Origin of the sequence: Nocardiopsis rhodophaea (genome assembly GCF_039530945.1) — a bacterium.
GTDB classification, from domain to species: domain Bacteria; phylum Actinomycetota; class Actinomycetes; order Streptosporangiales; family Streptosporangiaceae; genus Nocardiopsis_C; species Nocardiopsis_C rhodophaea.
Genome location: NZ_BAAAPC010000005.1, coordinates 41,321 through 63,288, shown reverse-complemented (window position 1 = coordinate 63,288; position 21,968 = coordinate 41,321). Strand labels below are relative to the sequence as shown.

Below are 21,968 nucleotides of genomic sequence, written 5' to 3'. Positions count from 1 at the left end.
GTGGCCCGACGACTTCCCAAGACCCTCGGTGCCCCCAGCGCTGTGGCACTGCCCCGCATCGCCGACCGCCTCGGCTTCCTCTACCTGGACACCGTGCAGATCAAAGCCGACCGCAACGGCGTGTGCGCGCTGGTGGAGTTCGACGACGGCGAGCAGGAACGCGTCTACCTGCCCACCGCCGGTATCGGCTGCGTGCTACTAGGGCCGGGCACCAGCACCACCCACGACGCCGTCAAACGCCTGACCGCCGACGGCGCGGTCATCGTGCACGTGGGCGACGGCGGGGTGCGCTGCTACTCGGCCTTCCTCAACGACAGCACGAGCACCCGCATCCTGGACCGCCAGGTCGAGATCATCGCCGACCCCGAACGCCGCCTGGCCGCCGCCAAACGGCTGTTCTCCCTGCGCTTCACCGACCCGCTGCCCGAAAGCCTGACCCTGGACAAGCTGCGCGGCCTAGAAGGGCGCCGCATGAAGGTGCTCTACCGCACGCTCGCCCAGCAACACCGGGTCCCGCGCTTCAAACGCAGCTACGACCCGGCCGACTTCGATGCCCAAGACCCCGTCAACAAGGCACTCACCTCAGGCAACCAGGCCCTGTACGGCATCGCCACCGCGGTCGTGCTCAGCTTGGGCGCCTCACCCGCGCTGGGCATCCTCCACCACGGCCAGCAGCGCGCCTTCGCCTTGGACCTGGCCGACCTGTACAAGGCCGAGACCACGATCCCCCTGGCCTTCTCACTGCACAACAGTTCCGACCCTGAACGCGCCGCACGCCTGCGCCTACGCGAGGACTTCCGCCTGCTGAAGCTGATCCCGCGCATGGTCACCGACATCTACAAGGTGCTGGACCTGCCGGTCTCCGACACGCCTGGCCCCTCGAACGTGATCAACCTGTGGGACCCCGACGGCGAGGTTCCCTCCGGGGTGAACTACGCCAACGAGGCGGGGTGGTAATGGCCAGCGGGTTCTGCGTCATCTCCACCACCGCCATCGCGGATGGCACCCGCGGGGCCCTGACCCGCTGGATGCTGGAACCGGCACCCGGGGTGTATGTGGGGACGCTGACCAAGCGCGTCCGCGACCACCTATGGTCCGGCCTGCAAGAGGCCATCGACGACCAAGGCGGGTGGGCGGTGCTCGTCCACGGCGCCAACAATGAGCAGGGCTATCAAGTCCTCACTCATGGAGAGGGAAGCCGTACGCCCCGTGCCATCGATGGGCTGACCCTGATCGGCTGGCCGAAAGACGACGAGGTAAAGAATGAATAACGGCCCACGTTGCAGCAGGTCGTGAAGGGTGCTCCCCGCCTACGCGGGGGTGAGTCCCTTCTCCACTCGTCGCCTCCACCAGCCCGACAGTGCTCCCCGCCTACGCGGGGGTAAGTCCATGTGGGTGGAGCGCAGACCCGGGACATGCCGTGCTCCCTGCCTTGGCGGAGAACACCCCATCTTGGAAGTCCACCCACACATGACTCTGGTGGATGTCAGCGCATGCAGCGAGCTCCGCCTAGATACGCTCGCCCCGATAACCATCGGCCCCAGGCCCTGTCCACGGTCAACGTTGCCCTGCTGGCGGGCGCCCACGGCATCCCGGCGCAGATCGAGTGGCTGGTGGGACCGCTGGTCAATACCGCGCCGGGCCCAGCGTCGGTGTGCTCCCGGTGTGCTCGGCAGTTCTGGAACCGGGGCGGACGGGGCGGGAGTGGACGGTCACAAACGGCCGGGCACCGACCGCACACGGCCCTGGGTTCCGCATCGGGGCGGAAAACCCGTTAGTCTTAGCACGCATGGTGTGGCACCGTACCCACGACGGCAGCGCGCATCGGGGCCCTTAGCTCAATTGGCAGAGCAGCGGACTTTTAATCCGCGGGTTCAGGGTTCAATCCCCTGGTGACCCACAGAAAACCCCAGGCCGCAGGCTATTCCTAGCCCCGGACTGGGGTTTAATGCTTCCCGGGTCTGCTCCGGGTGTGCTCGCCGGTACCTTCTCAGTACATGGCGGCCTCTCAGCCCCGTTCAGCAGGAGTATGCGGGACCAGTGCAGCGGCCTTCTCCGCAGCGGTCCGAGCGACGTCGCGCACGACGCTGGTGTAGGTGTCGGCGTCAGATTGATCGTGGAATGCCGCCGCAGCTCCTGGACCACCTTCATATCTGCCCTTGGCCAGGTGCAGGGTGGCCGCCAGCCGAGGTCTTCTACACAAAGTTCGCACCACGGCGCCAAGTCGGTCGTTCCATAGTCATACAGAGCGATCGCCCGATAGTTAGATGCTTGGCCCCAGGAACCAAGCGGTTGATCCGGAAGCCGTCGATTGCTGACGGCAGATGCACGGGTGTGCCGGGTTCCCGCTGCTCCGCAAACGCATTCTGCTCGCCTGACCGCTTGTCACGCTGGGTGAGGGATCCGTGCAGAGTGAGCCAGAGCCGTCAACCGCGAACGGAACCAAGGGCGCACAGCACGATCCCCAGGACGCATTCGATCGGGTGGCGGCGGCCCCGCCGGGCGCGGGGGACGCGCAACAGGGTTCCTGTGGTGCGAGCGGTGAGGTGACTCCTCCGCTCGTACCGGGCCCTGTTGCTGTGTAGTGGGGTTCAATTGGCTCATTATGCGCCTGTGACCTGCGGTGATCACCCCCCACGGCGAGAATGGATCGGCCGTGGGGGACAGCCTGGTCATCGTGTCGCGGCTCAGTACCCTTTGTGCAGAGCCCGAGTGACCGCCTCCCCGTCGGCCGGGGTGAAGGGGCCTTCGACCACACGTCCCAGGATCGTGGCCAGGGGGGTGATGTGGAGGTCGATGGTGGCTTCAACGAGCTGGGCGAGGTGTTCCATGTAGGTGCGGCCCTGCCACCAGGCGATCGTCCAGGCACCGACACTGATCAGTGAGGCGGGCCACCACCACAGGCTCAATACGAGATAGAGGCCGCCCCAACTCGCTAGGCGGGCAGCGCCGGTGAAGTCGGCTTGGGCTCGGGTGAGGGGTGCTCGGGCCTCCTCGGACAGTGTCAGCCAGAGGAGGGCCAGACGGTGGCGAGGTCGAGATCGTAGGCCATGCGAACGCGCTCGTCCACGGCCCGTATACGGTCCCCCATCCATATGGGCAGCTGCGGCTCCGTCAGCGCGATGCGGTCGCGGGCGGCGGCCAGGGCCGCGGTGTCCGGCAGGGGACGCGAGGCGGGCGCCGGCTGGACTCCGCGCATTCGGCGGGCCTTCTCCCGTAGCGCGTCCTCGTACTGCCGGACGGCCCGCTGCCAGCGGCGCCGGCGCCGGCGCCGGCGGACGAGCGGCAGGCCGCAGCGGCCCCAAGTCCCGGTCCACATCCATACCACCAGCTGGGTCAGAGCTTAGGCCAATGCGGACGCGGCGACCGCCAAGGCCACGGTCGCGAGCGCGATGAGCGCGATCGCGCCATTGCTGTGCGCGGCAGGGGAGGCGGCGAACCGGTCGACGGCCGAACGGAGCAACGCAGGCTCCGCCCAGTGTGCCTGGCCGAGTTCGACGGCGATCGCGGCCACGCAGACGAACACCACACCGGGCAGCATCAGTGCCGCCAGCCACCGTTCGGCGAGCTTGCCACCCAATGAGGTGACGAAGGCGGTCATCGGTCGGTCCGGAAGCGCGGCAGCGGGCACGCCCACACGGCGCACAACGGCCCCTCCTGCGCTCTGGCCTGCAGGATCTCGGGACTTCCCCCCGAGGAGTGGACCGCGCGCGAGCTGCGGCACACCTTCGTGTCGTTGCTGTCGGACCACGGGGTGAGCATCGAGGAAATCTCACTGCTGGTTGGCCACGACGAGACCGATACGACCGAGCGGGTCTACCGCCACCAGCTGCGGCCGGTCCGCCGCTCAGCGGCCACGGCGATGGAGACGATCTCGAAGGGAGCCGAAACGTGAAAATCCTTCAACCCCACCTGTACCCCACCGAGCGCCAAAAGGGGCACCCGCCCGCGGCGGATGCCCCTGCTGACCTGTGTCGGGACGGCGGGATTTGAACCCACGACCCCTTGACCCCCAGTCAAGTGCGCTACCAAACTGCGCTACGTCCCGGTGTTGTTCGAGGCTTTTCCGTCCCCGCCAACGAGTAAGACTCTATCGCATCTCAGAGCGTGCTCGTGACAGCTTCTCCGGCCTGGGCGGGGGTGCCGAGGGCGTGTGGGTGGCGGATCCAGGGGATGACCAGTGGGGATTCTCCGGGGAGTGCCTGTTCTCGCGTGGCCCGGATCGGTGACCGGGCCGGGTCCGGGCGGGGAGGCTCGCGGGGGCTCAAGGGGTGGCGGGTCGTGGGAGCCGGTGTCGGACCACGGCGGGGGCCAGAGCCGCCGCTGCGAAGAGTAGGGCCAGTAGGAGCCAGCCGGTGCTGCCGAGGGCGAGCACGCCGCCTGTCATCAGGACCGGGCCGTAGAGGCGTGCGCTGCTGGTACGGCCGAGGCTGAACGTCGCGAGGTACTCGGTGCGGCGCTGTTCGGGGGCGATCGCGTAGGAGAGGGTCCAAGCCGCGCTGACTTGGCAGAGCTCTCCGATCGTCAGGACGAGGATGGCGGCGCTCAGGAGGATGAGGGTGGGCCAGCCGCCCAGGAGCGGTGCGAGGGCGAAGCCCACGCAGGACACCATGAGCAGGGTCGCGTTGACGGTGTAGGCGCGCAGTGCGTCGCGGGAACCGTTAACGAAGCGGCTCATGGGGATCTGCAGCAGGACGCATGTCGCGGTGTTCACCGCGTACAGGACGCCGACCAGTGCGTCGGGGGCTCCGGTGCGTCCGGTCAGCCACAGGGGGAAGGCGACGTTGAGCATGGGCAGCCACAGTGCGGCGATGCTGTCGTAGGTGGTCAGCGCGAGGAGTCTGCGGTCGCGTAGCGCGCTGAGCCGCCACGTCGCGGGCCGCCACGCGACGCGCGTGTCGGGGAGGAGCGCGATCAATCCGGCGCTCACCACGAAGAGCACCGCCATGGCGAGGAACAGCCAGCGGAACGCGCTTGGCGTACCGATGGCCAGGGGGATGGCGGCGGCCAGTCCGCCGACACTCATGCCGATGTTGAGTACCGCCCGGTGGCCGCCATCACCTTCGTGCGCCTGCTCTCCGGGGTGCGCTCCCCGACCAGGGCCTGCGTCAATGGGTAGACGGCCTGCTCCCCGACCACCACAGCCGCCGTGACCACGAAGAAGATCCACCAGTTGGTGACCACCGCGTAGGCGGCCACCGCCGCCGCGCGCCACAGGGTGATCGCGATCAGAGAGCGGCGCACGCCCCATCGGTCGGCCAGCGCCCCGACCGGGACCGCCGTGAGCATCGCGACCACACCCGCCAGCATCATGCCGATACCGACGGAACTCTCGGAGAGGCCGACGACGCGGACGAAGTAGATGGCCGAAACGGCCGTGAACAGCCCGGTACCGATCCACTCGATGAGCGTTGCCCCGAGCAACTTCGGGAGGTACTGGTGCGCGGCCTTCCGCCGTCGTCCACCACGTTGTCCGCGTCGAGAATGATGTCCGGGCCGATATCGCGCAGCGAGATATTCAGGACGACCTGCCCGGGAGCGAATGTCGAGCGATCCAGAATGTAGGGCTCGCCCGCCGTCGTCGCGAGGACGACGACGTCGGCGCCGCACAGCGCGGCGTCCATTCCCTCAGCCACGCGGGCCGAGATCCCGAGGTTCTCCCGGGTGAAGCCGGCCAGCGCGCCAGCGTAGCGGGGTTCGAGATCGTACACCGCGCACGAGGAAATGCTCCACTCCCGCGCGGCGAAGAATTCGAGGATGTTGCGGGCGATGATGCCGGCGCCGATCACGGCCAGCTTGCCCGCCTTTCGGCCGCCGGAGAGGTGTTCGCCGGCGAGAACGGCGGACGCGGCCGTTCGGGCCGCGCTGATCTGCGCAGCTTCCAGACAGGCGACGGGGTATCCCGTTTCGCAGTCGTTGAGGAGAAGGACGGCGGAGACGCCTTCGGGCAGGAGGGTGACGGCGTCGCCGGTCCGGTAGATTCGCCCGGTGGGGGTGTCGGCGAACCGGTCCCGGAAGAACGCCGCGCGCGTCCGCTCCGGATCCCCGAGGTAGCCCCGTCCCACGCCCACTGCCCCGACGAAGAGCTCACCGGCCTCGACGACGTCGCAGGCGGTCCACCGCCCCTGGTCCTCGCGGAGAACGTAGAGGGCCGTGTCGGCGATCGGACCGCCGACGGGCAGGTGCCCCCGCCGCGGATCCGCTGTCCCTACGACGAAGTGCGTCACGTCGTCGGAGCACTCGGTCGGGCCGTAGGCGTTGAGCAGCATGGGCGGCCGACGGGCGAGCCCGCGGAGTCACACCCCGTGGTGATCGGACGGGGTTTCGAGGGCGTGGAGGTGGGCGGCGGCCTTGGAGAGTTCGGATTCGGTGAAGACCGCGATGCCGTTGTCGATCAGGAGGCGGGCGGTGACGCCCGGGCCCGATGTGGTGGCGCCGGTGAAGGATCCGTCGTAGACGCGGTGGACGCCGCAGGAGGGGCTGGACTCCTTCAGGATGGCGATGCGTGCCTCGTGCCGGTGGGCGGCGTCGAGGGCGGCGTGGGCTCCGGCGAGGAAGAAGGAGGTGACGTCGGCGCCCTGCGGGGTTTTGATGCGGGCGTTGCCGGTGAGGACGGCCGTGGCGCCCGATGAGGACTCGATCTCCGCTGGCGGGCGGGGGACAGGCAGGCCGCCGGCGACCTCGGGGCAGAAGACCACCAGGCGCTCCTCCGCGCGCCAGCGGTCGAGGATCTCGTCCTCGACGGTCTTGGCGTTCCCGTCGAATCGCACGCGCCTGCCCATCAGGCAGGCGCTGACCAGGACTTTTTCCATCGCGCCTTCCTCCTCGGCCGTCCCGCGTCTCTGCACGCCACGCTACCCCTGACCGGGTCCGCGCGTGATCTTTCATGGGAGATGAGGGTGCCGGACGATGGCGGCGGGTTCGGGCGGCGCGCGGTCGATGCGGTCCGTCAGAAGGCGAACCCGTCGGGGAAGGGGTCGGTGGGGTCGAGCATGTAGTTGGCGGTGCCGGTGATCCAGGCGCGGCCGCTGATCTCGGGGGCGACGGCCGGGCGTCCGGCGACCCGGGTCTCGTCGGTCAACCGCCCCTTGAACCGCGTGCCGATGAACGACTCGTTGACGAACTCCTCGTCCAGGTTGAGCCGGCCTCTGGCGTGGAGCTGGGCCATGCGTGCCGATGTCCCGGTTCCGCACGGCGAGCGGTCGAACCACCCGGGGTGGATGGCCATCGCGTGCCGCGAGTGCTTGGCTGTGGAGCCCGGCGCGACGAACTGCACGTGGAAGCAGCCGTGCACCCCGGGAATCTCCGGGTGGCGGGGGCGGTCGGTGGCGTTGACGGCATCCATGATGGCCAGCCCCGCCGCGAGGATGTCGGACTTGCGTTCGCGGTCGAACGGGAGGCCGAGGTCGTCGAGGTCGACGATCGCGTAGAAGTTCCCGCCGTAGGCGAGGTCGTAGCGCACGGTCCCGTAGCCCGGCACCTCCACCTCGGCGTCCAGCCGTTCGCAGTAGGAGGGGACGTTGCCGATGGCCACCTCCCGCGCCGCACCGTCCGCGACCGCGACCCGCGCTTCCACCAGCCCGGAGGGGGTGTCCAGCCGGATGGCGGTGAAGGGTTCCGCCACCTCCACCATCCCCGACTCCACCAGCACCGTGGCCACCCCGATCGTGCCGTGCCCGCACATCGGGAGACACCCACTGACCTCGATGAACACCACGCCCCAGTCGGCGTCGTGGCGGGTCGGCGGCTGCAGGATCGCGCCGCTCATGGCGCTGTGCCCGCGCGGTTCGTTGACCAGGAAGCGGCGGATGTGGTCGAGGTTCGCAATGAAGTACTGGCGCCGCTCGGCCATGGTCACCCCGGGGATGGGACCGACACCACCGGTGACGACCCGCGTCGGCATCCCCTCCGTGTGGGAATCGATCGCGCTGATGACCCGGTCAGCGCGCATCGCCCGCCGCCTTCCGCTGGCCCTGGGAGGCCTTGGCGCGCTGGGGCGTTCGCCGGTCGGCCTCCTGTTTCGATCCGCGTGGGCGCGGCGCCCGCTGCGGCCGGGGCTTGTCGAGCGTGGCGATGTAGTCCATGGCGCGCCGCGTCGCGGCGATGACCTCGTCGCGGTGCTCGGCGACGAGCGGCCCACGCGGCGGACGGCACGGCCCGCCCTTCCGACCCGCCATGTCCATCGCCAACTTCACGGCCTGCACGAACTCGGTCCGCGAGTCCCACCGGAAGAGCGGCAGCAGTTCGGCGTGGAGCTTCGTGGCCTCCTCGGTCTTGCCCGCGCGGATCAGGTCGAACATCCGCACGCACTCCGCCGGGAACGCGTTGGGGAACCCCGCGAACCAGCCGGTGGCGCCGTCGGTGAGGTTCTCCAGCACGAGGTCGTCCGCCCCCGCGATCACCTGGATGTCCGGGGCGAGCTCGCGGATCCGGGACACCCTCGCCGGGTCACCGGAGAACTCCTTGACGGCGACGACGTTGTCGATCCTGGCCAGCTCGGCGATGAGATCGGGGGTCAGGTCGACCTTCGTGTCGTGGGGGTTGTTATAGAGCATCACCGGCAGCCCGACCGACGCCACCGCCCGGTAGTGGTCGACGACCTCGGCCCGGTTGGCTCGGTACATCGTCGGCGGCAGGCACAGCACGGCGTCGGCGCCGTCCTCTGCAGCGCGTTCGGCCCAGTGCCGCGCCTGGTGGGCGCCCACTCCGTGCACGCCAACGACGACGAGGCCGGTCCCGTCCACCGCCTCGATCGCGGTCCGCGCGACGGCGCGGCGCTCGGCGTCGGTGAGGGAGGAGTACTCCCCCAGCGACCCGTTGGGGCCGACGCCTCGGCAGCCGTTGGAGATCAGCCAGCGGCAGTGCTGGGCATAGGCGTCGTGGTCCACGGTCAGCCCGCCGGGCGCGAACGCGTCACCCCGGTAGGGCAGGGCCGTGGCGACTACGACGCCGCCGAGGTCGATACGCGGAGTCCCGGTGGCTGTGTCGTCGACCATGTCATTCCTCTCCTTCGGGTGTACGGGCGGGCGGCACGGCGGAGGCCTCCCCCGGCACGTCTCCGTCCTCGCCGCTGGTCTGGCCGACGGTGTCGAGCGCGGCCAGCTCGCCGAGCCGGATGGGCGCCGCGATGGGGCGGCGGTCCACGGGCTCCGACGACACGGCGTGGGGCACGCGGCGGCGGACCAGCTCGGTGAGGGCGGTACCGCACACGCGCCCTTGGCAGGGGCCGAGGCCTGCGCGCGTGGTGAGCTTGAGCGACCGCAGGGACCGCGGCCCACCGGCGCCGGTCACAGCGCAGGCGGCGTCGATATCGGCGACGGGGACCTCTTCACAGCGGCACACGAGGGTGTCGGGCGTGAGCCAGGCCGGCCAGCCCGGTCCGATGGCGTGGGCGCGGCGCATCCGGGCGGCGAAGGCGCGGTGGCGTTCCCGGGTCCGCAGCGCTCGGCGCAGCAGCGGGTCGTCGGCCCGGCCGCCCGCCGCCGTCCACCCGGCGATCACCCCCTCGGTCACGGCGAGGTCGGCGCCCCCGATGCCCGTGGCCTCCCCCGCCGCGAACACGCCGGGGACCGTCGTGTGCTGGGCGGCGTCGACGGTGACAGCTCGGTGGGGGCCGATGCCGCACCCGGCCGCGATCGGGAGTTCGAGGCGCGGGACGAATCCGTGGCCGACGCAGACGGCGTCGACGGCGACGCGCCGTTCGGTTCCCGGGACCGGCGACCAGTCGGCCCGCAGGGACGCCACGGTGGCCTCTTCGACCCGGCCCGCACCGTGGGCGGCGATCACCCCGGCGCCCACGTGGTAGGGGATCGCGTCGCGGACGTGTCCGGCCAGGTATCCGGCGAGTTCCTCGACCCGGCCCGCCGCCGCGTCCCGCAGCAGTCCGACGGGCGAGCGCAGCCAGCCCGCCGCGAGCCGACCCGCGGATCCGGCCTCCACCACGCCGACGACGTCGGCACCGACGTCGGACAGCGACGCCGCTACGGGCAGGAGGAACGGTCCGCTCCCGGCGACCAGGACGCGTCGGCCCGCGGCGAGGCCGTCGCTCTTGGCCAGGGCCTGAGCGGCTCCCGCCGTAAAGACGCCGGGCAGGTCCCAGCCGGGGAAGGGGAGGGTGAGGTCGTGCGCTCCGGGGGCGAGGATGAGCGCGTCGGGACGGAGCGTGTGCGCCTCGCGGTGGTCCGGGGATCCGCCGTCGGAGTCCCCGCGCAGGGCGTGGACGGTGGGGGCGCTATCTCGGGGTTCCAGCGCCCAGACGGAGGTGCGGTCCAGGATGGTGTGGGCGGGATGCCCCTCGATCGCCCGCACGGCGCGACGCAGGCGGTCGCGGCCTGACGGGCGACGGCGCGGGGCCGGGCCGCCGCTGTGGTCCGATGGCCCGAACTGCGGTGCGGGGGTGCGGGGGCGGCGGAGGAACTGGCCGCCGAGGTGCTCCGCGGTGTCGACGACGGTGACACGGGCACCCGCGCGCAGGGCGGCGAGCGCCGCCCCGATCCCGGCCGGTCCTCCGCCGACCACCACGACCTCACGCATCCCGCCCTCCCCTGGCCGCCGCTCCGGTCCCGATGTTGGACGCCGCGCGTACCGCCGCCGTCCTGTGCGTTCCTCCCCCGCCTTTGCGCAGGTCACGCATGCCGGTCTCCGTAGGGTGGGACGCCGTGCCCCTCGACGATGTCGCCGTCGCGCGCGGTGCGCTGGCATGCCCGGACATCGGGGACGCCGTTCACCGTGACGAGGCAGTCGAAGCAGACGCCGATGCCGCAGAACACACCCCGGGGGCGTCTCGCCTTGCGGGTGGTGCGCCAGGTGGTCACGCCGTTGGCGAGCAGCACCCCGGCGATGGTCTGGCCCGCCTCGCCCGTGAGCGGAGTGGTGCCCAGGTGAACGGTGACGCGCCGATCGGACGTCTCCCGCGGGTGCGTCTCGGACATGGCGGGTGCCTTTCTCCGTTGTGATGCGGACGAGCGTGCGGAGGAAGAGAGTAAAGGTGAGGGGTGGGCGGGGTTGGTCTAGCCGGTACCGGCGGTGGGCCCGACCCTGGCCGCGTCTCCGCCGCCGAGCCCGGGGCGCGACGGACGGAAGGGGCCGGGGTCGACGATCGGCGCCTCGTTGAGGATGGTCTGCCGCAGGAGGCGAGCGGTGGCGATCGACAGGCCGATACCGGCACCCTCATGTCCGGTCGCGTGCCACAGGCCGGGCACGCGCTCATCCGGGCCGATGATCGGCAGGTGGTCAGGGGTGAAGGGGCGGAACCCTCCGTAGGCACGCATGACCGGGACATCGGCGAGGCCGGGGAAGAGGCGGACCGCCTTCGCCGCGATTCGCGCGAGCACATCGACCCGCAGCCGGTCGTCGAATCCGGTGTGCTGGCGGCTGGAGCCGATGAGCAGGGGTCCGGCGGCCGTCGACTCCACGACGCTGGAGGTCAGCGCGCCCGAGTCCGTCAGGGTCTGCGGCGCGTCCGCCTCCGCGAAGGTGCCGACGTAGTCCGCGTCGTAGACCTTGTGCCGAATCGTCAGTGGCGGCACGCGCGCGGTGACCAGCACCATTCCGCGCCGCGGCGTCACCGGGACCGGGGCGCCGAGCATCCGCGCGACCCGCCCCGCCCAGGGGCCGGCCGCGTTCACCACGACCGGCGCGTGCCAGGGACCGGCCGTGGTCCGCACGCCGAGGAGAGCGCCCGACCGGTTGCGGAGGGGGCCCAGCACGGTGGTCTGCTGCGAAACCCGGGCACCGCGAGCACGGGCGGACGCCAGCAGGGCCTCGGCCGCCGCGACCGGCTGCACCTGCGCGTCCTGCGGATAGTGGACGGCCGCGGCGATGTCCGTGGTCAGGGCTGGTTCGGCGGCCCTCACGTCGGGGGCGTCGAGCGGGTGGGCGGCGAGTCCGGCATCCCGCTGCTCCCGGGCGAAGCGCAGAAGCCCGGCGGCGCCGGCCTGTGTGGTGGCCACGACCAGGCCGCCCTTGGGGTTCCATTCGAGGTCGGGGAATCCCGGCCCGAGTTCCTCGTGCAGTTCGGCCACGGCCCGCGGCCACAACCGCAGGGACGCACGCGCGAGGTCCAGCTCGGCCCCGGGTGCCTTGTCCGAGGCGAGGATGTTGCCCTCGCCGTGGGCGGTGGTCTCGGAGGCCGCCGCGCCGCGGTCGAGGACGGTGACCGAGCACCCTGCCCCCGCCAGTTCCCGCGCGCACGCGGCACCGGTGATCCCGGCGCCGATGACGACGATGTCAGCCCGCACCGCTACCTCCGAAGTGTTCGGCATAGCGAACGAACGCCATCGTAAATTCGCGGACACCCCGGGTCAATGCCCGCTCTCTCCGTTGATCTCGGCAATATCGACCGAATACCGGCGGTGGCGGCTCAGTGGTCGGCGGGGGCCTGGTCGCCGGTGGCGTGGTGGTGGGGCTCGGTGTGCGTCAGGATCAGGACCGAATCCACGTCCCCGCCGCGCGGGATGTAGGTGTGCGGCAGCGACGCGGGGAACCGCACCGAGTCCCCTGGACCCAGGTCGTGTTCACGCCCGTCGATCACGGCGGTCAGGCGGCCGGAGGTGACGATCGTGTGCTCGGTTCCCGGGTGGCCCGCCGAATCCTGCTGACGTCCGGCGCGAAAGAGCTGGTCGTAGACCTCCAGCACGCTGATTCCGGTGTCCTCGCGGCGCAGCGGCCGCAACTCGACGCCCTTGCCGCTCAGGACCTCCGACCGATACGCGCGCACGACCGTGACCTGCTCCTGGTGCCCCTCGCGCAACAGGCTCGACACCGGGGCGTCCAGTGCGCGCGCGAGCGAGAACACCGTCTCGATGGTGGGGTTTCCGCTGCCGGATTCGAGGTCGGACAGCGTCGCCTTGCTGACCCCCGCCTTGCGCGCCAGCGCCGACAGCGACAGCCCGCTGCGTGACCGCAGCAGCCGGATGTTGGCTGAGAGGAGTCCCGTCGCGGAGTGGACCACCTGGCACCCGCTTCCCTGTCGCCGACCGAGGGTCGTGCCGCTCGGCGTCCTCGGGCGGATGGTGTTCGGAATAGCGAACACCATGGTAGTGCCGGATGACGGCAGGGCCACGGCCGCGCTCCCTGCCGCCGCGACCGTTGGCGTTCGCCCCCGCTCCGTGCCCGCTCGGCACCACCGCACCGGGCCGCGGTGGCCGGAGGCCGTCCGGCAGGACGGGGCGGGGTCCTTTTCCAAAACGTGACGTGTCCGCCTTCACAGCGCCCGAAACCGCCGCCACACACGGGCTTCGCGCCCGGTGGCCCATATCACGGCAAAAGACCGCAAAGTCCGGGATTGGACCCCCCGACACTGGTGTTGCAGGCGAGGTTCCCTCACGTGGGACCGTCCGGCACCCCGCGTATCTCAGGCGGCTCACGGTGCCATCACTTCTCCATTTCGAGAACCCCTGAACATTCCCGTCCGTTCATCGTGCCTTTTTTGGAGTCAGCTGTGAGCCACGCCCTCGTGCGTACGCGCCTCCCGATCCGGAGCTCCTCCGTGTCCACGGGCCCGGCACCGCCACGCCCCCGCCGGCCCGTCGCCCTCCTCGTCTTCATCCTGGGGGTCCTGTCCGCCACCAGCCCCCTGGCCACCGACCTCTACCTCCCCGCCTTCCCGCAGATCGCCGACGACCTCGGCGCGAGCGAAGCGCAGGTCCAGCTCACCCTCACCGCCGTCATGGTCGGCCTCGCCCTGGGACAGCTGGTGGTCGGCCCGCTCAGCGACCAGTTCGGGCGCCGCGCTCCCCTGCTGATCGGGACCGCAGTGTTCGCCGCCACGTCGATCATGTGCATGTTCGTCACCTCGGCCGAGATGTTCATCGCGGTCCGGTTCCTGCAGGGCCTGTCGGCCGCGGCCGGGATGGCGGTCTCCCGAGCGGTCGTCCGGGACGCCTTCGACGGCGACTCCGCCGCCCGCTTCTTCTCCCGCCTCGTGCTCCTCGTGGGCCTGGCCCCCATGCTCGGGCCGATCATCGGCGGCAGGATGCTGCTGATCGGCCCCTGGCAGTTCATCTTCGCCGCTCTCGGCGTGGCCGGACTGATCGGGTTCGCCCTCGTGTACTTCGGCCTCCCCGAGACCCTGCCGCGGGTGGACCGGCACCGCCAGGACCCCATGCTCATGGTGCGGACCTTCGGCCGTCTCATCCGCGATCCCCGCTTCATCGCCCCCGCTCTGACCATGGCACTGAGCTTCGCGATGACCTTCACCTACATCTCGTCGTTCTCGTTCGTCTCCCAGGCCCAGTTCGGGGCGACCGCGCAGCAGTTCAGCGTCATCTTCGGCATCACCACCCTGGGCATGATCCTCGGCAACCAGGTCAACGCCGCCCTCATCGGCCGTATGGACACCCCCCGGCGGCTCTTTGTCGGCCTGGCCGGGGCCGTCCTCACCGTCCTGATCCTCCTCGCGCTCGACATCACGGGTCGGGCGGACCTGGTGACGGTCACCGTTGTGCTCTTCGCGATGATGTTCTGCACCGGTCTCATCTCCCCGAACGCGACCACGCTGGCCATCGCGAGCCAGCCGTCGGCGATCGCGGGAAGCACCTCGGCGCTCCTGGGCACGCTGCAGTTCGCGCTCGGTGGCACGCTCGCGGCCGCGGCCGGGTTCACCAGCACCGGCGAGGCCTCGCTCACCAGCATGATCGTGGTCATGCTCGTCACCGGGCTGACCGCGACGGGCGTGTTCGCGGCGGCGGCGATGCGCGGGCACGCCGGATCCGCGTGACGACCTGCCGGAGGGGCACGGCTCCCCCCGCCCCTCCGGCTTTCCCCCTCTCATCCCTCCGACCGGATGAACGCGAACGGCCCGCGTCGGGCCGGGACCGCTTGGTCCCGGCCCGACGCGGGCCGTTGTCATGCCAGGGGCCGGTGGGTCAGCGCTTCCAGTCGGGGCGGGTGCTGCCCTTGGACGCCTTGTTCCCGCCCTTCTTGTCCCGGATGCGCATGCTCAGCTTGATCGGGCTGCCCTCGAATCCGAAGTCCTCACGCAGCCGGCGCTCGACGAAGCGCCGGTAGTTGTCCTCCAGGAACCCCGTGGTGAACAGGACGAAGTGCGGCGGGCGCGCGCTGGCCTGCGTGGCGAACAGGATCTTGGGCTGCTTTCCACCGCGCACCGGCGGAGGCGTGGCGGCCACCAGCTCCTTGAGCCAGCTGTTCAGCCGCCCCGTCGGGATGCGGGTGTCCCAGCTGGCCAGCCCGGCCTCGATCGCGGGGACCAGCTTCTCCACGTGGCGCCCGGTCTTCGCCGAGATGTTCACACGCGGTGCCCAGGAGACGCGGGACAGCTGGCGGTCGATCTCCTTCTCCAGGTAGTACCGGCGCTCCTCGTCGAGCGTGTCCCACTTGTTGAAGGCCAGTACCAGGGCCCGGCCGGACTCGACGACCTGCTCGACGACGCGGATGTCCTGCTCGGCCAGCGGTTCGCTGACGTCCATCAGGACGACGGCCACCTCGGCCCGGTCCAGCGCCGACGACGTCCGCACGGTCGCGTAGTAGTCGGCGCCCTGCAGCTGCCGGAACCGGCGGCGGATTCCCGCGGTGTCGATGAACTTCCACGTCTGGCCGCCCAGCTCGATGAGCTCGTCCACGGCGTCGCGGGTCGTCCCGGCCACGTCGTGGACCACCACCCGGTCCTCACCGGCGAGCCGGTTGAGCAGGCTGGACTTGCCGACGTTGGGCCGCCCCACCAGCGCGATGCGCCGCGGGCCGCCCTCCTCGTCCTCGGATTTGGCCTCGGGCGCCTCGGGGAAGGCCTCGACGACGGCGTCCAGCAGGTCGCCGGTGCCGCGCCCGTGCAGGGCACTGATCGGGAACGGCTCGCCCACGCCCAGGTTCCACAGCACCAGGGCGTCGGCCTCCTGCAGCTCACCGTCGACCTTGTTGGCCGCGAGCACGACCGGGCGGTTGGTGGCGCGCAGGACGCGGGTCACGGCCTCGTCGGCGTCGGTGATGCCCACCGTCGCGTCGACGACGAACAGGATGACGTCGGCGGTCTGCGCTGCGTACTCGGCCTGGCGGGCGACCGTCGCCGCAAGCCCGCTGACGCTGGTCTCCCAGCCGCCGGTGTCGACGAGGGTGAACTCCGCGGACTGCCAGGAAGCGTCATAGGCCACCCGGTCCCGGGTCACGCCCGGAACATCCTCCACCACCGCCTCGCGTCGGCCAATGATCCTGTTGACCAGGGACGACTTGCCGACGTTGGGGCGTCCCACGACGGCCACCACCGGTTTTACGGCCGCCTCTTCGGCGGCCTCGCTCTCAGCGGGCATGCCGGATGCGGCATGGATGTTCTCGGTCAATCTCTTCACTCCCGGTAACGATGCCCCACGCGCCCAGGATGCGTGCCGTGGGGATGGAAAACAATGTGCCGTTCAAGGGGACGCCCGCGCACCCGGCGGACGCCGACCCACGGCGGAGTACACCGACGGTCGCGGGGATCCGTGTGATCCCCCCGGTCCCGCGGTTTGGCGCGGTCAGCGCGGCGTGGAGCCCTCCACGGCCCCGGCGGCCTCGTCGGCCAGTTTGACGACGATCGCAATGACCTCGTCAAGGGTCAGGTTGCTGGTCTCCAGTTCCAGGGCGTCCGCGGTCTGGGTCAGCGGCGAGTCCGCCCGGGTGGAGTCGAGCTGGTCGCGGCGGGCGAGGTCGGCCTGGGTCGCGGCGATGTCGGCGGCATTGACCTCCTTGCTTCGCCGGTCCGCGCGCGCCTCGGGGCTCGCGGTCAGAAAGATCTTGACCGGCGCGTCGGGCGCGACCACGGTGGTGATGTCACGGCCCTCGACCACGATGCCGCTGGCCTCGCGCCGGCCCCGCTCGATCACCTCGCGCTGCAGGGCGACGAGGCGTTCGCGCACCTCCGGCACGGCGCTCACCGCGCTGACGTTCGTGGTGACCTCCTGGGTCCGGATCGCCGCGGCGACGTCCGTTCCGTCCACGTGGACGGTGGGGGCCGCGGGATCGGTGCCCAGGGTGATGACCGGACGCGGTGACGCCTCGGCGACCGCCGCAGCGTCGTTCGGGTCGATCCCCTGGTCCAGCATCCACCAGGTCATCGCCCGGTACATCGCCCCCGTGTCGAGGTAGCGAAGCTCACGTGCCCTGGCGACGCCCTTGGCCGTGCTGGACTTGCCCGACCCCGAGGGACCGTCGATGGCGATGACGATGCCCTCAGCGTGGCCCTGCGCACTCACTTCGGTTCTCTCCTCCGGGGGATGACACGATGTCGTTTCAACGCTTCAGCCTACCGGCGCGCGGGTCGTGCTCGCCCCGCCGCACGCGGGCGGGGTGCCGCGAAGGCGACCGCCCCCGGCGTGGCGGTGGGCGCGCACGCCGTCACGCGTGGACCGACCAGCCGCCCTCCGCCAGCGTGCGGGAGAGCTCGGCGGCGGCCTCGGGCAGGACGGAGAGCTGCGCGACACCGACCGGCAGTCCCGGGGAGTGGTCGATCCGCACGTCCTCGATGTTGACCTGGGCCGCGCCCACCGCGACGAAGAGCCGCCCCAGCGCCCCCGGTTCGTCGGGGATCACCACGGGGACGACCGTGTAGGCGGGGGTGCGCTGCGCGCCGTGCTTCCCGGGGATGCGGTCATGGCCGCGCCGCCCCCGGTCGAGGAGGTCGCGCACCCGCTCCTGGGCCGCGGCGCCGACCTGATCCGGAGCGCGGCCGCGCATGGCGTCGGCGGTCCCCTGCAGGTCGTCGGCGATCTCCTCCAGCAGCTCGGCGACCGGACCCGGATTATTGCGCAGGATCTCCACCCACAGCGCCGGGTCGCCGCCCGCGACGCGAGTGACGTCGCGCACCCCCTGGCCGGCCAGGGCCAGCGCGGTGTCGTCGCCGCCGAGCAGCCGCGCGGCGACCGCCGCGGCGGTGACGTGCGGCGCGTGCGACACGAGGGCCACGGCGCGGTCGTGCGCGGCGGCCGACAGCGTTACCGGTTCGGCCCCGCACATCCGGGCGAGCGCGGTCGCCGTGGCGACCGCCCCGGGGTCGGCCTTGGCCGTGGGGCACAGCGCCCAGGAACGGCCGAGGAACAAGTCGGCACGGGCCGCGCTGGGGCCGTGCTTCTCCCGGCCGCCCATCGGATGGCCGGGGACGAACGTCGACATGTCGCACCCGCGCCGCACGGCCTCGGCGATCACGCCGTCCTTCACGCTGGCGGCGTCGGTGTAGACGTGGGCCAGGCCCCGGTGCTGCGCGTCGCGCACCACGGCGGGCACCACCGCGGGCGGCGCCGCGACGATGGCGATGTCGGCGGGCCGGCCGGGCGCCTCGGTGTCGAGCGGGCGTCCCGCGCCCAGGTCGCAGGCGAGCCGCAGCGAGGCGGTGTCGGGGTCGGTGAGGAACACCTCGACGCCGTGCTCACGCAGCGCGAGCGCGATCGACGTGCCGATCAGCCCCGTTCCCACCACGGCGGCGCGCTCGATGCCGGTCACCGGTTCTCCCCTGTTGTCTGACGTGCTTTCGCTGCCCGATCGGCTGCGATGTTCTCAGCCTAGAGCAGTACCGCCGAGGCGGACCCGACGCGGGCCGCGGGGAGCCGTCCGGCGGAGACGCCGGTGGGGTGGGACGCGCGTCTTTCCGCGTCCCACCCCACTCGTACGGCCGACCGTGGCTGCCCGCGCGCTACTGCGCGATGTCCAGCCGCAGTGCCTGCGCCCCGCGCAGGTACACGTGATGGAGGTCGGCGCGCGGCTTGTCCGTCTCGACGTGCGCCATCAGCCGGACCACGCGCGGCAGCGCGCGGGGCACGTCGATCTCGGTGGCGCACATCAGCGGCACGTCGACGAACCCGACCTTGCGCGCGGCGAGCGCGGGGAACTCCGCGGTGAGGTCGGGCGTGGCCGTGAAGAGCACGCTGATCACGTCATTGGTGGTCAGCTCGTTGCGCCGCATCGTCTCGGTGACCAGCTCCGCGGTCGCCTCCAGGATGAGGTCACGGTCGTCGGCCTCCACCTGCACCGCGCCGCGAATCGCTCGTACTGCCACGTCACACCCGCCTTTGTCCGCTGCTGGAAAACCGCCGGGAGCATCCCCCATCGCGGAGACTACATGCCCGCCGCGGTGTAGAGCTCGCTCACTTCCCTGGCCGTCAGCGCGCGCATGGTCCCGGGCTTGAGCGCGTTCAGGTCGATCGGGCCGACCTGGGTCCGCGCGAGGTCGGAGACCGGGTGGCCAACGGCGTCCAGCAGCCGGCGCACGATGTGCTTGCGGCCCTCGTGCAGCTGGACCTCGACCAGGGCCTTGGGCTCCATGTTGTCGACGACGCGGAAGGAGTCGACCTTCACCAGACCGTCCTCCAGATCGACGCCCTCCCGCACCTGCTTGACGACCTCGCGCGGCACCGGACCCGGCACCTTGGCGATGTAGGTCTTGACGACCTTGTAGCGCGGGTGCGTGAGCCGGTTGGCCAGTTCACCGTCGTTGGTGAGCAGGATGAGGCCCTCGGTCTCGGTGTCGAGGCGACCGACGTGGAACAGGCGCTCCTCGGTCTGCCCCGAGTAGTCGGCCAGCGTGGGGCGCCCCTCGGGGTCCCACATCGTACTGACGACGCCACGCGGCTTGTTCAGCGCGAAGTAGAGCAGGTCGGGCGCGGTGGCGACGCGCATGCCGTCGACGCGGATCTCCGACGTCTCGGGGTCCACGCGGGCGCCAAAGCGCCGGACGATCTGGCCGTCGACGCTGACGCGCCCGGCCACGATCATCTCCTCGCTGGCGCGGCGGCTGGCGACACCGGCCTGGGCCAGCGCCTTCTGCAGCCGGATGCCGCCGGGGACGTCCTGGTAGGTGTCGCGCGGGCCCTCGCCACGGTCGTCGTCGCGCGGGTCGTACTCGGAGCGCAGCGCTTGGAGCCGCATACGCGCGGCGACCGACAGCTGGTTCTCCGATTTCGACGAGCCGCCGGCGGCGGCGCGGTGGCCGCGCGGGGCGGCTCCGCGCCCGGAGGAGCGCTTCTCGCCCTGGGCGGCGCGCCCTCCGCTCCCGGTACGGGGACGGTCGGAACGGCGGTCGTCGCGGCCGCGCCCGCCCTCGTTGCGGCGGACCGCGTCCGTGCCGCGCCGGTCGTCGCGGCGGTACGAGCCGCGCTCGTCCCGCTGGGTGCCGGGGCGGTCGTCGCGACGGTTCGCCCCCGCGCCGCGGCGCTCGCCGCGCTCCGGGGAACGGGAGGAGCCGCGGTCGCCGCGCCGGTCGTCACCGCGGTACGAGCCGCGCTCGTCGCGGCGCCGCTCGCTACGGCCTTCCGAACGGTAGGAACCCCGATCGTCGCGGCGGAAGGAACCGCGCTCGCCGCCGTCGCGTCCGCCCTGGCGCCGATCGTTGTGCTGGTCGCCCCGGCGGGGGCCGGAGCGGGAGGAGCCGCCGCGCTCACCGCGCGGCTGGTAGGAGTCGCCGCGCTCACCGCGCGGGGCGTTGTCCCGCGCACCGCGGGACCGTGAGTTATTGCGAGGTGTGTTCACCGGTGTCGTCTAAACCTTCGATGTCGTCAGGCAGGAAAGGTGCCAGATCGGGAAGTTCGTCGAGGCTGCGCAGGCCGAGGCGCTCCAGGAAGTAGCTCGTGGTCCGGTACAGCAGCGCACCCGATTCGGCGTCGTGCCCGGCCTCTTCGACCAAGCCTCTCAGTACGAGGGTACGCATAACGCCGTCGCAGTTCACACCGCGCACGGCCGACACCCGCCCCCGCGAGACCGGCTGGCGGTAGGCGACGACCGCCAGCGTCTCCAGCGCGGCCTGGGTGAGCCGCACCTCCTGGCCCTCCTTGAGGAAGTGTTCGACAATGTCGGCGCACTCGGGGCGGGTGTAGACCCGCCACCCCTCGGCGACCTGGCGTAGGTCGAAACCCCGCCCCTGGGCGGTGTATTCCTCGGAGAGCTCGGTGAGCGTCGCCTCGATCTCCCGCACCGGCCGGTCGAAGGCGCGCGCGAGGTCATACGCCGCGACCGGCTGGTCGACCACCATCAGCACCGCTTCGAGGTCCCGCCGCAATCGGACGTGGGCAGTGTCACCCTCCCCCTCGCTTCCGGGGGGCACCGCCGCGGTGTTCTCGCTCACGCTCACGCCGACTCCTCGCCCTCCGCGCTCTCGCGCTCCTTTTTCGCCTGTTCGTACTCGTCGGCGACGGCCACCTCGCCCTCGGCGGGGCCCGTCCACATCACGGTCAGCTCGTCGAGCGGTTCGGGCTGGTCGAACTCGACGTTCTCGGCGCGGTACAGCTCCAGCAGGGCGAGGAACCGGGCCACGATCTCGAAGGTACCGGTGCAGTCGGCCGTCAGCTCACCGAAGGTGAGGGCGCCGTGCTCCCGCAGCGCGTCCACCACCAGGCCGCCCTGCTCACGCACCGAGGTCGTGGTCTGGTGGATGTGCTCGACGGGGACGCTGGGCGGTTCCTTGGGCGTGAACACGCGCGCCGCCAGGGCCGCGAACTCCTGGGGACCCAGTTTGATGAAGACGTCGGGCCGCGCGTCGGCGAAGCGCCGCTCCAGCGGAACAGCCCGGGCGAAGCACCGGCCCTGCGCGCTGATGCGCTGGGAGAACAGTGCCGCGACCTCCTTGTAGGCGCGGTACTGCAGCAGCCGCGCGAACAGCAGGTCGCGGGCCTCCAGCAGGGCGAGGTCGGCCTCGTCCTCGACTTCGCCGCGCGGCAGCAGCCGCGCCGCCTTGAGGTCCAGCAGCGTGGCCGCCACCAGCAGGAAGTTACTCGCTTGGTCGAGGTCCCAGAGCTCGCCCAGCGCCGAGAGGTGGGCGAGGAACTCGTCGGTGACCTTGGACAGCGAGACTTCGGTGATGTCCAGCTTGTGCTTGGAGATCAGCCCGAGCAGCAGGTCGAAGGGGCCCTCGAAGTTGTCCAGGCGCACCTGGAAGCCGGACTCGTCGACCTCCTCGGCCGCCACCTGCTCGCCCGAGTCCGGTTGCGCGGTGCTCATGCCGCCGGGGCCGGGTTGGTTATGCTCATCCACCTAGGGTGTCACCGATCCGCGCG

General features: G+C 71.3%; 24 protein-coding genes and 2 tRNA genes. 5 read left to right on the top strand and 21 right to left on the bottom strand.

Annotated features, from left to right (window positions below; all coding sequences use genetic code 11):
• The 3 genes from cas1e (at position 1) to ABD259_RS07020 (ending at position 1,900) form a co-directional block, all read left to right on the top strand.
• Positions 1-957, top strand: a complete 957-nt coding sequence (gene cas1e, locus ABD259_RS07030) for a type I-E CRISPR-associated endonuclease Cas1e (RefSeq protein WP_344160962.1) — start codon at positions 1-3, stop codon at positions 955-957.
• Positions 957-1,271 (top strand): type I-E CRISPR-associated endoribonuclease Cas2e, encoded by a 315-nt coding sequence (cas2e, locus tag ABD259_RS07025; RefSeq protein WP_344160959.1) that lies wholly within the window; start codon positions 957-959, stop codon positions 1,269-1,271. Before cas1e ends, cas2e begins: the two co-directional genes overlap by 1 nt.
• 556 nt (positions 1,272-1,827) lie before the next feature.
• Positions 1,828-1,900, top strand: a tRNA-Lys gene (locus tag ABD259_RS07020).
• Between the two features lie 787 nt (positions 1,901-2,687).
• Here the strand turns inward: ABD259_RS07020 and ABD259_RS07015 are convergent.
• The 3 genes from ABD259_RS07015 to ABD259_RS07005 all read right to left on the bottom strand — a co-directional run bounded on the left by ABD259_RS07015 (position 2,688) and on the right by ABD259_RS07005 (position 3,601).
• On the bottom strand, positions 2,688-2,909 hold the full coding sequence (locus ABD259_RS07015; protein WP_344160956.1) for a hypothetical protein: 222 nt from the start codon (positions 2,907-2,909) through the stop codon (positions 2,688-2,690).
• Positions 2,910-3,004: 95 nt separating this feature from the next.
• Positions 3,005-3,319: a hypothetical protein gene (locus tag ABD259_RS07010; RefSeq protein WP_344160953.1), complete on the bottom strand. Its 315-nt coding sequence runs from the start codon at positions 3,317-3,319 to the stop codon at positions 3,005-3,007.
• Between the two features lie 24 nt (positions 3,320-3,343).
• A complete protein-coding gene (locus ABD259_RS07005) occupies positions 3,344-3,601 on the bottom strand; it encodes a hypothetical protein (protein WP_344160950.1) in 258 nt (85 codons plus the stop codon).
• A gap of 63 nt (positions 3,602-3,664) precedes the next feature.
• Here ABD259_RS07005 and ABD259_RS07000 point away from each other — a divergent pair, with 63 nt between their 5' ends.
• Entirely contained in the window at positions 3,665-3,895 is a 231-nt protein-coding gene (locus tag ABD259_RS07000) for a tyrosine-type recombinase/integrase (RefSeq protein ID WP_344161232.1), read from the top strand.
• Between the two features lie 79 nt (positions 3,896-3,974).
• Here ABD259_RS07000 and ABD259_RS06995 read toward each other — a convergent pair.
• From ABD259_RS06995 to ABD259_RS06945, 11 genes are all read right to left on the bottom strand, one after another.
• Positions 3,975-4,048: transfer RNA gene (locus tag ABD259_RS06995), tRNA-Pro, on the bottom strand.
• Between the two features lie 216 nt (positions 4,049-4,264).
• Positions 4,265-5,026, bottom strand: a complete 762-nt coding sequence (locus ABD259_RS06990) for an MFS transporter (protein ID WP_344160947.1) — start codon at positions 5,024-5,026, stop codon at positions 4,265-4,267.
• Complete coding sequence (locus tag ABD259_RS06985; protein ID WP_344160944.1) at positions 5,023-5,424, bottom strand: MFS transporter; 402 nt, start codon at positions 5,422-5,424, stop codon at positions 5,023-5,025. Before ABD259_RS06985 ends, ABD259_RS06990 begins: the two co-directional genes overlap by 4 nt.
• Positions 5,310-6,269 (bottom strand): hypothetical protein, encoded by a 960-nt coding sequence (locus ABD259_RS06980; RefSeq protein ID WP_344160941.1) that lies wholly within the window; start codon positions 6,267-6,269, stop codon positions 5,310-5,312. The genes ABD259_RS06985 and ABD259_RS06980 overlap by 115 nt, the downstream gene beginning before the upstream one ends.
• A 27-nt stretch (positions 6,270-6,296) precedes the next feature.
• Positions 6,297-6,812, bottom strand: coding sequence for a 2-thiouracil desulfurase family protein (locus ABD259_RS06975; RefSeq protein WP_344106362.1), 516 nt, complete (start codon positions 6,810-6,812; stop codon positions 6,297-6,299).
• A gap of 137 nt (positions 6,813-6,949) precedes the next feature.
• Complete coding sequence (locus ABD259_RS06970) at positions 6,950-7,951, bottom strand: proline racemase family protein (RefSeq protein WP_344106313.1); 1,002 nt, start codon at positions 7,949-7,951, stop codon at positions 6,950-6,952.
• Positions 7,941-8,996 (bottom strand): dihydrodipicolinate synthase family protein, encoded by a 1,056-nt coding sequence (locus tag ABD259_RS06965; RefSeq protein WP_344106310.1) that lies wholly within the window; start codon positions 8,994-8,996, stop codon positions 7,941-7,943. The genes ABD259_RS06970 and ABD259_RS06965 overlap by 11 nt, the downstream gene beginning before the upstream one ends.
• A 1-nt stretch (position 8,997) precedes the next feature.
• Positions 8,998-10,533: an FAD/NAD(P)-dependent oxidoreductase gene (locus tag ABD259_RS06960; RefSeq protein ID WP_344106308.1), complete on the bottom strand. Its 1,536-nt coding sequence runs from the start codon at positions 10,531-10,533 to the stop codon at positions 8,998-9,000.
• A gap of 92 nt (positions 10,534-10,625) precedes the next feature.
• Positions 10,626-10,931, bottom strand: coding sequence for a (2Fe-2S)-binding protein (locus ABD259_RS06955; protein WP_344106306.1), 306 nt, complete (start codon positions 10,929-10,931; stop codon positions 10,626-10,628).
• A 78-nt stretch (positions 10,932-11,009) separates the two neighbouring features.
• Positions 11,010-12,263, bottom strand: coding sequence for an NAD(P)/FAD-dependent oxidoreductase (locus tag ABD259_RS06950; protein ID WP_344106304.1), 1,254 nt, complete (start codon positions 12,261-12,263; stop codon positions 11,010-11,012).
• 98 nt (positions 12,264-12,361) lie between these two features.
• Positions 12,362-12,952, bottom strand: a complete 591-nt coding sequence (locus tag ABD259_RS06945; protein ID WP_344160938.1) for a helix-turn-helix domain-containing protein — start codon at positions 12,950-12,952, stop codon at positions 12,362-12,364.
• A 537-nt stretch (positions 12,953-13,489) separates the two neighbouring features.
• On the opposite strand from ABD259_RS06945, the gene ABD259_RS06940 reads away from it, so the two are divergent.
• Positions 13,490-14,719, top strand: a complete 1,230-nt coding sequence (locus tag ABD259_RS06940) for a multidrug effflux MFS transporter (RefSeq protein ID WP_344106300.1) — start codon at positions 13,490-13,492, stop codon at positions 14,717-14,719.
• Between the two features lie 148 nt (positions 14,720-14,867).
• On the opposite strand, the gene der is transcribed toward ABD259_RS06940, so the two are convergent.
• From der to ABD259_RS06905, 7 genes are all read right to left on the bottom strand, one after another.
• Complete coding sequence (gene der / locus ABD259_RS06935; protein WP_344106360.1) at positions 14,868-16,262, bottom strand: ribosome biogenesis GTPase Der; 1,395 nt, start codon at positions 16,260-16,262, stop codon at positions 14,868-14,870.
• Between the two features lie 204 nt (positions 16,263-16,466).
• Positions 16,467-17,183 (bottom strand): (d)CMP kinase, encoded by a 717-nt coding sequence (gene cmk / locus ABD259_RS06930; protein ID WP_344106298.1) that lies wholly within the window; start codon positions 17,181-17,183, stop codon positions 16,467-16,469.
• Positions 17,184-17,325: 142 nt separating this feature from the next.
• Complete coding sequence (locus ABD259_RS06925) at positions 17,326-18,426, bottom strand: prephenate dehydrogenase (protein ID WP_344160935.1); 1,101 nt, start codon at positions 18,424-18,426, stop codon at positions 17,326-17,328.
• A gap of 190 nt (positions 18,427-18,616) precedes the next feature.
• On the bottom strand, positions 18,617-18,979 hold the full coding sequence (gene aroH, locus ABD259_RS06920; RefSeq protein WP_344106294.1) for a chorismate mutase: 363 nt from the start codon (positions 18,977-18,979) through the stop codon (positions 18,617-18,619).
• Between the two features lie 59 nt (positions 18,980-19,038).
• Complete coding sequence (locus ABD259_RS06915; protein ID WP_344160932.1) at positions 19,039-20,448, bottom strand: pseudouridine synthase; 1,410 nt, start codon at positions 20,446-20,448, stop codon at positions 19,039-19,041.
• The gene (gene scpB / locus ABD259_RS06910; RefSeq protein WP_344161229.1) at positions 20,429-21,019 is read right to left on the bottom strand and encodes an SMC-Scp complex subunit ScpB; all 591 of its coding nucleotides are present in this window, start codon (positions 21,017-21,019) and stop codon (positions 20,429-20,431) included. The genes ABD259_RS06915 and scpB overlap by 20 nt, the downstream gene beginning before the upstream one ends.
• Positions 21,020-21,042: 23 nt before the next feature.
• Positions 21,043-21,912 carry a segregation and condensation protein A gene (locus ABD259_RS06905; RefSeq protein ID WP_344106356.1) on the bottom strand — a complete coding sequence of 290 codons (870 nt, stop codon included), beginning with the start codon at positions 21,910-21,912 and terminating at the stop codon, positions 21,043-21,045.
• Between the last annotated feature and the right edge of the window lie 56 nt (positions 21,913-21,968).

Bases quoted from the DNA above. Each gene is read 5' to 3' on its own strand.
- cas2e (WP_344160959.1), top strand. From the start codon at position 957: ATGGCCAGCGGGTTCTGCGTCATCTCCACCACCGCCATCGCGGATGGC.
- ABD259_RS07010 (WP_344160953.1), bottom strand. From the start codon at position 3,319: ATGTGGACCGGGACTTGGGGCCGCTGCGGCCTGCCGCTCGTCCGCCGG.
- ABD259_RS07005 (WP_344160950.1), bottom strand. From the start codon at position 3,601: ATGACCGCCTTCGTCACCTCATTGGGTGGCAAGCTCGCCGAACGGTGG.
- ABD259_RS06990 (WP_344160947.1), bottom strand. From the start codon at position 5,026: ATGAGTGTCGGCGGACTGGCCGCCGCCATCCCCCTGGCCATCGGTACG.
- ABD259_RS06980 (WP_344160941.1), bottom strand. From the start codon at position 6,269: ATGCTGCTCAACGCCTACGGCCCGACCGAGTGCTCCGACGACGTGACG.
- ABD259_RS06975 (WP_344106362.1), bottom strand. From the start codon at position 6,812: ATGGAAAAAGTCCTGGTCAGCGCCTGCCTGATGGGCAGGCGCGTGCGA.
- ABD259_RS06970 (WP_344106313.1), bottom strand. From the start codon at position 7,951: ATGCGCGCTGACCGGGTCATCAGCGCGATCGATTCCCACACGGAGGGG.
- ABD259_RS06965 (WP_344106310.1), bottom strand. From the start codon at position 8,996: ATGGTCGACGACACAGCCACCGGGACTCCGCGTATCGACCTCGGCGGC.
- ABD259_RS06960 (WP_344106308.1), bottom strand. From the start codon at position 10,533: ATGCGTGAGGTCGTGGTGGTCGGCGGAGGACCGGCCGGGATCGGGGCG.
- ABD259_RS06955 (WP_344106306.1), bottom strand. From the start codon at position 10,931: ATGTCCGAGACGCACCCGCGGGAGACGTCCGATCGGCGCGTCACCGTT.
- ABD259_RS06950 (WP_344106304.1), bottom strand. From the start codon at position 12,263: ATGCCGAACACTTCGGAGGTAGCGGTGCGGGCTGACATCGTCGTCATC.
- der (WP_344106360.1), bottom strand. From the start codon at position 16,262: ATGCCCGCTGAGAGCGAGGCCGCCGAAGAGGCGGCCGTAAAACCGGTG.
- ABD259_RS06905 (WP_344106356.1), bottom strand. From the start codon at position 21,912: ATGAGCACCGCGCAACCGGACTCGGGCGAGCAGGTGGCGGCCGAGGAG.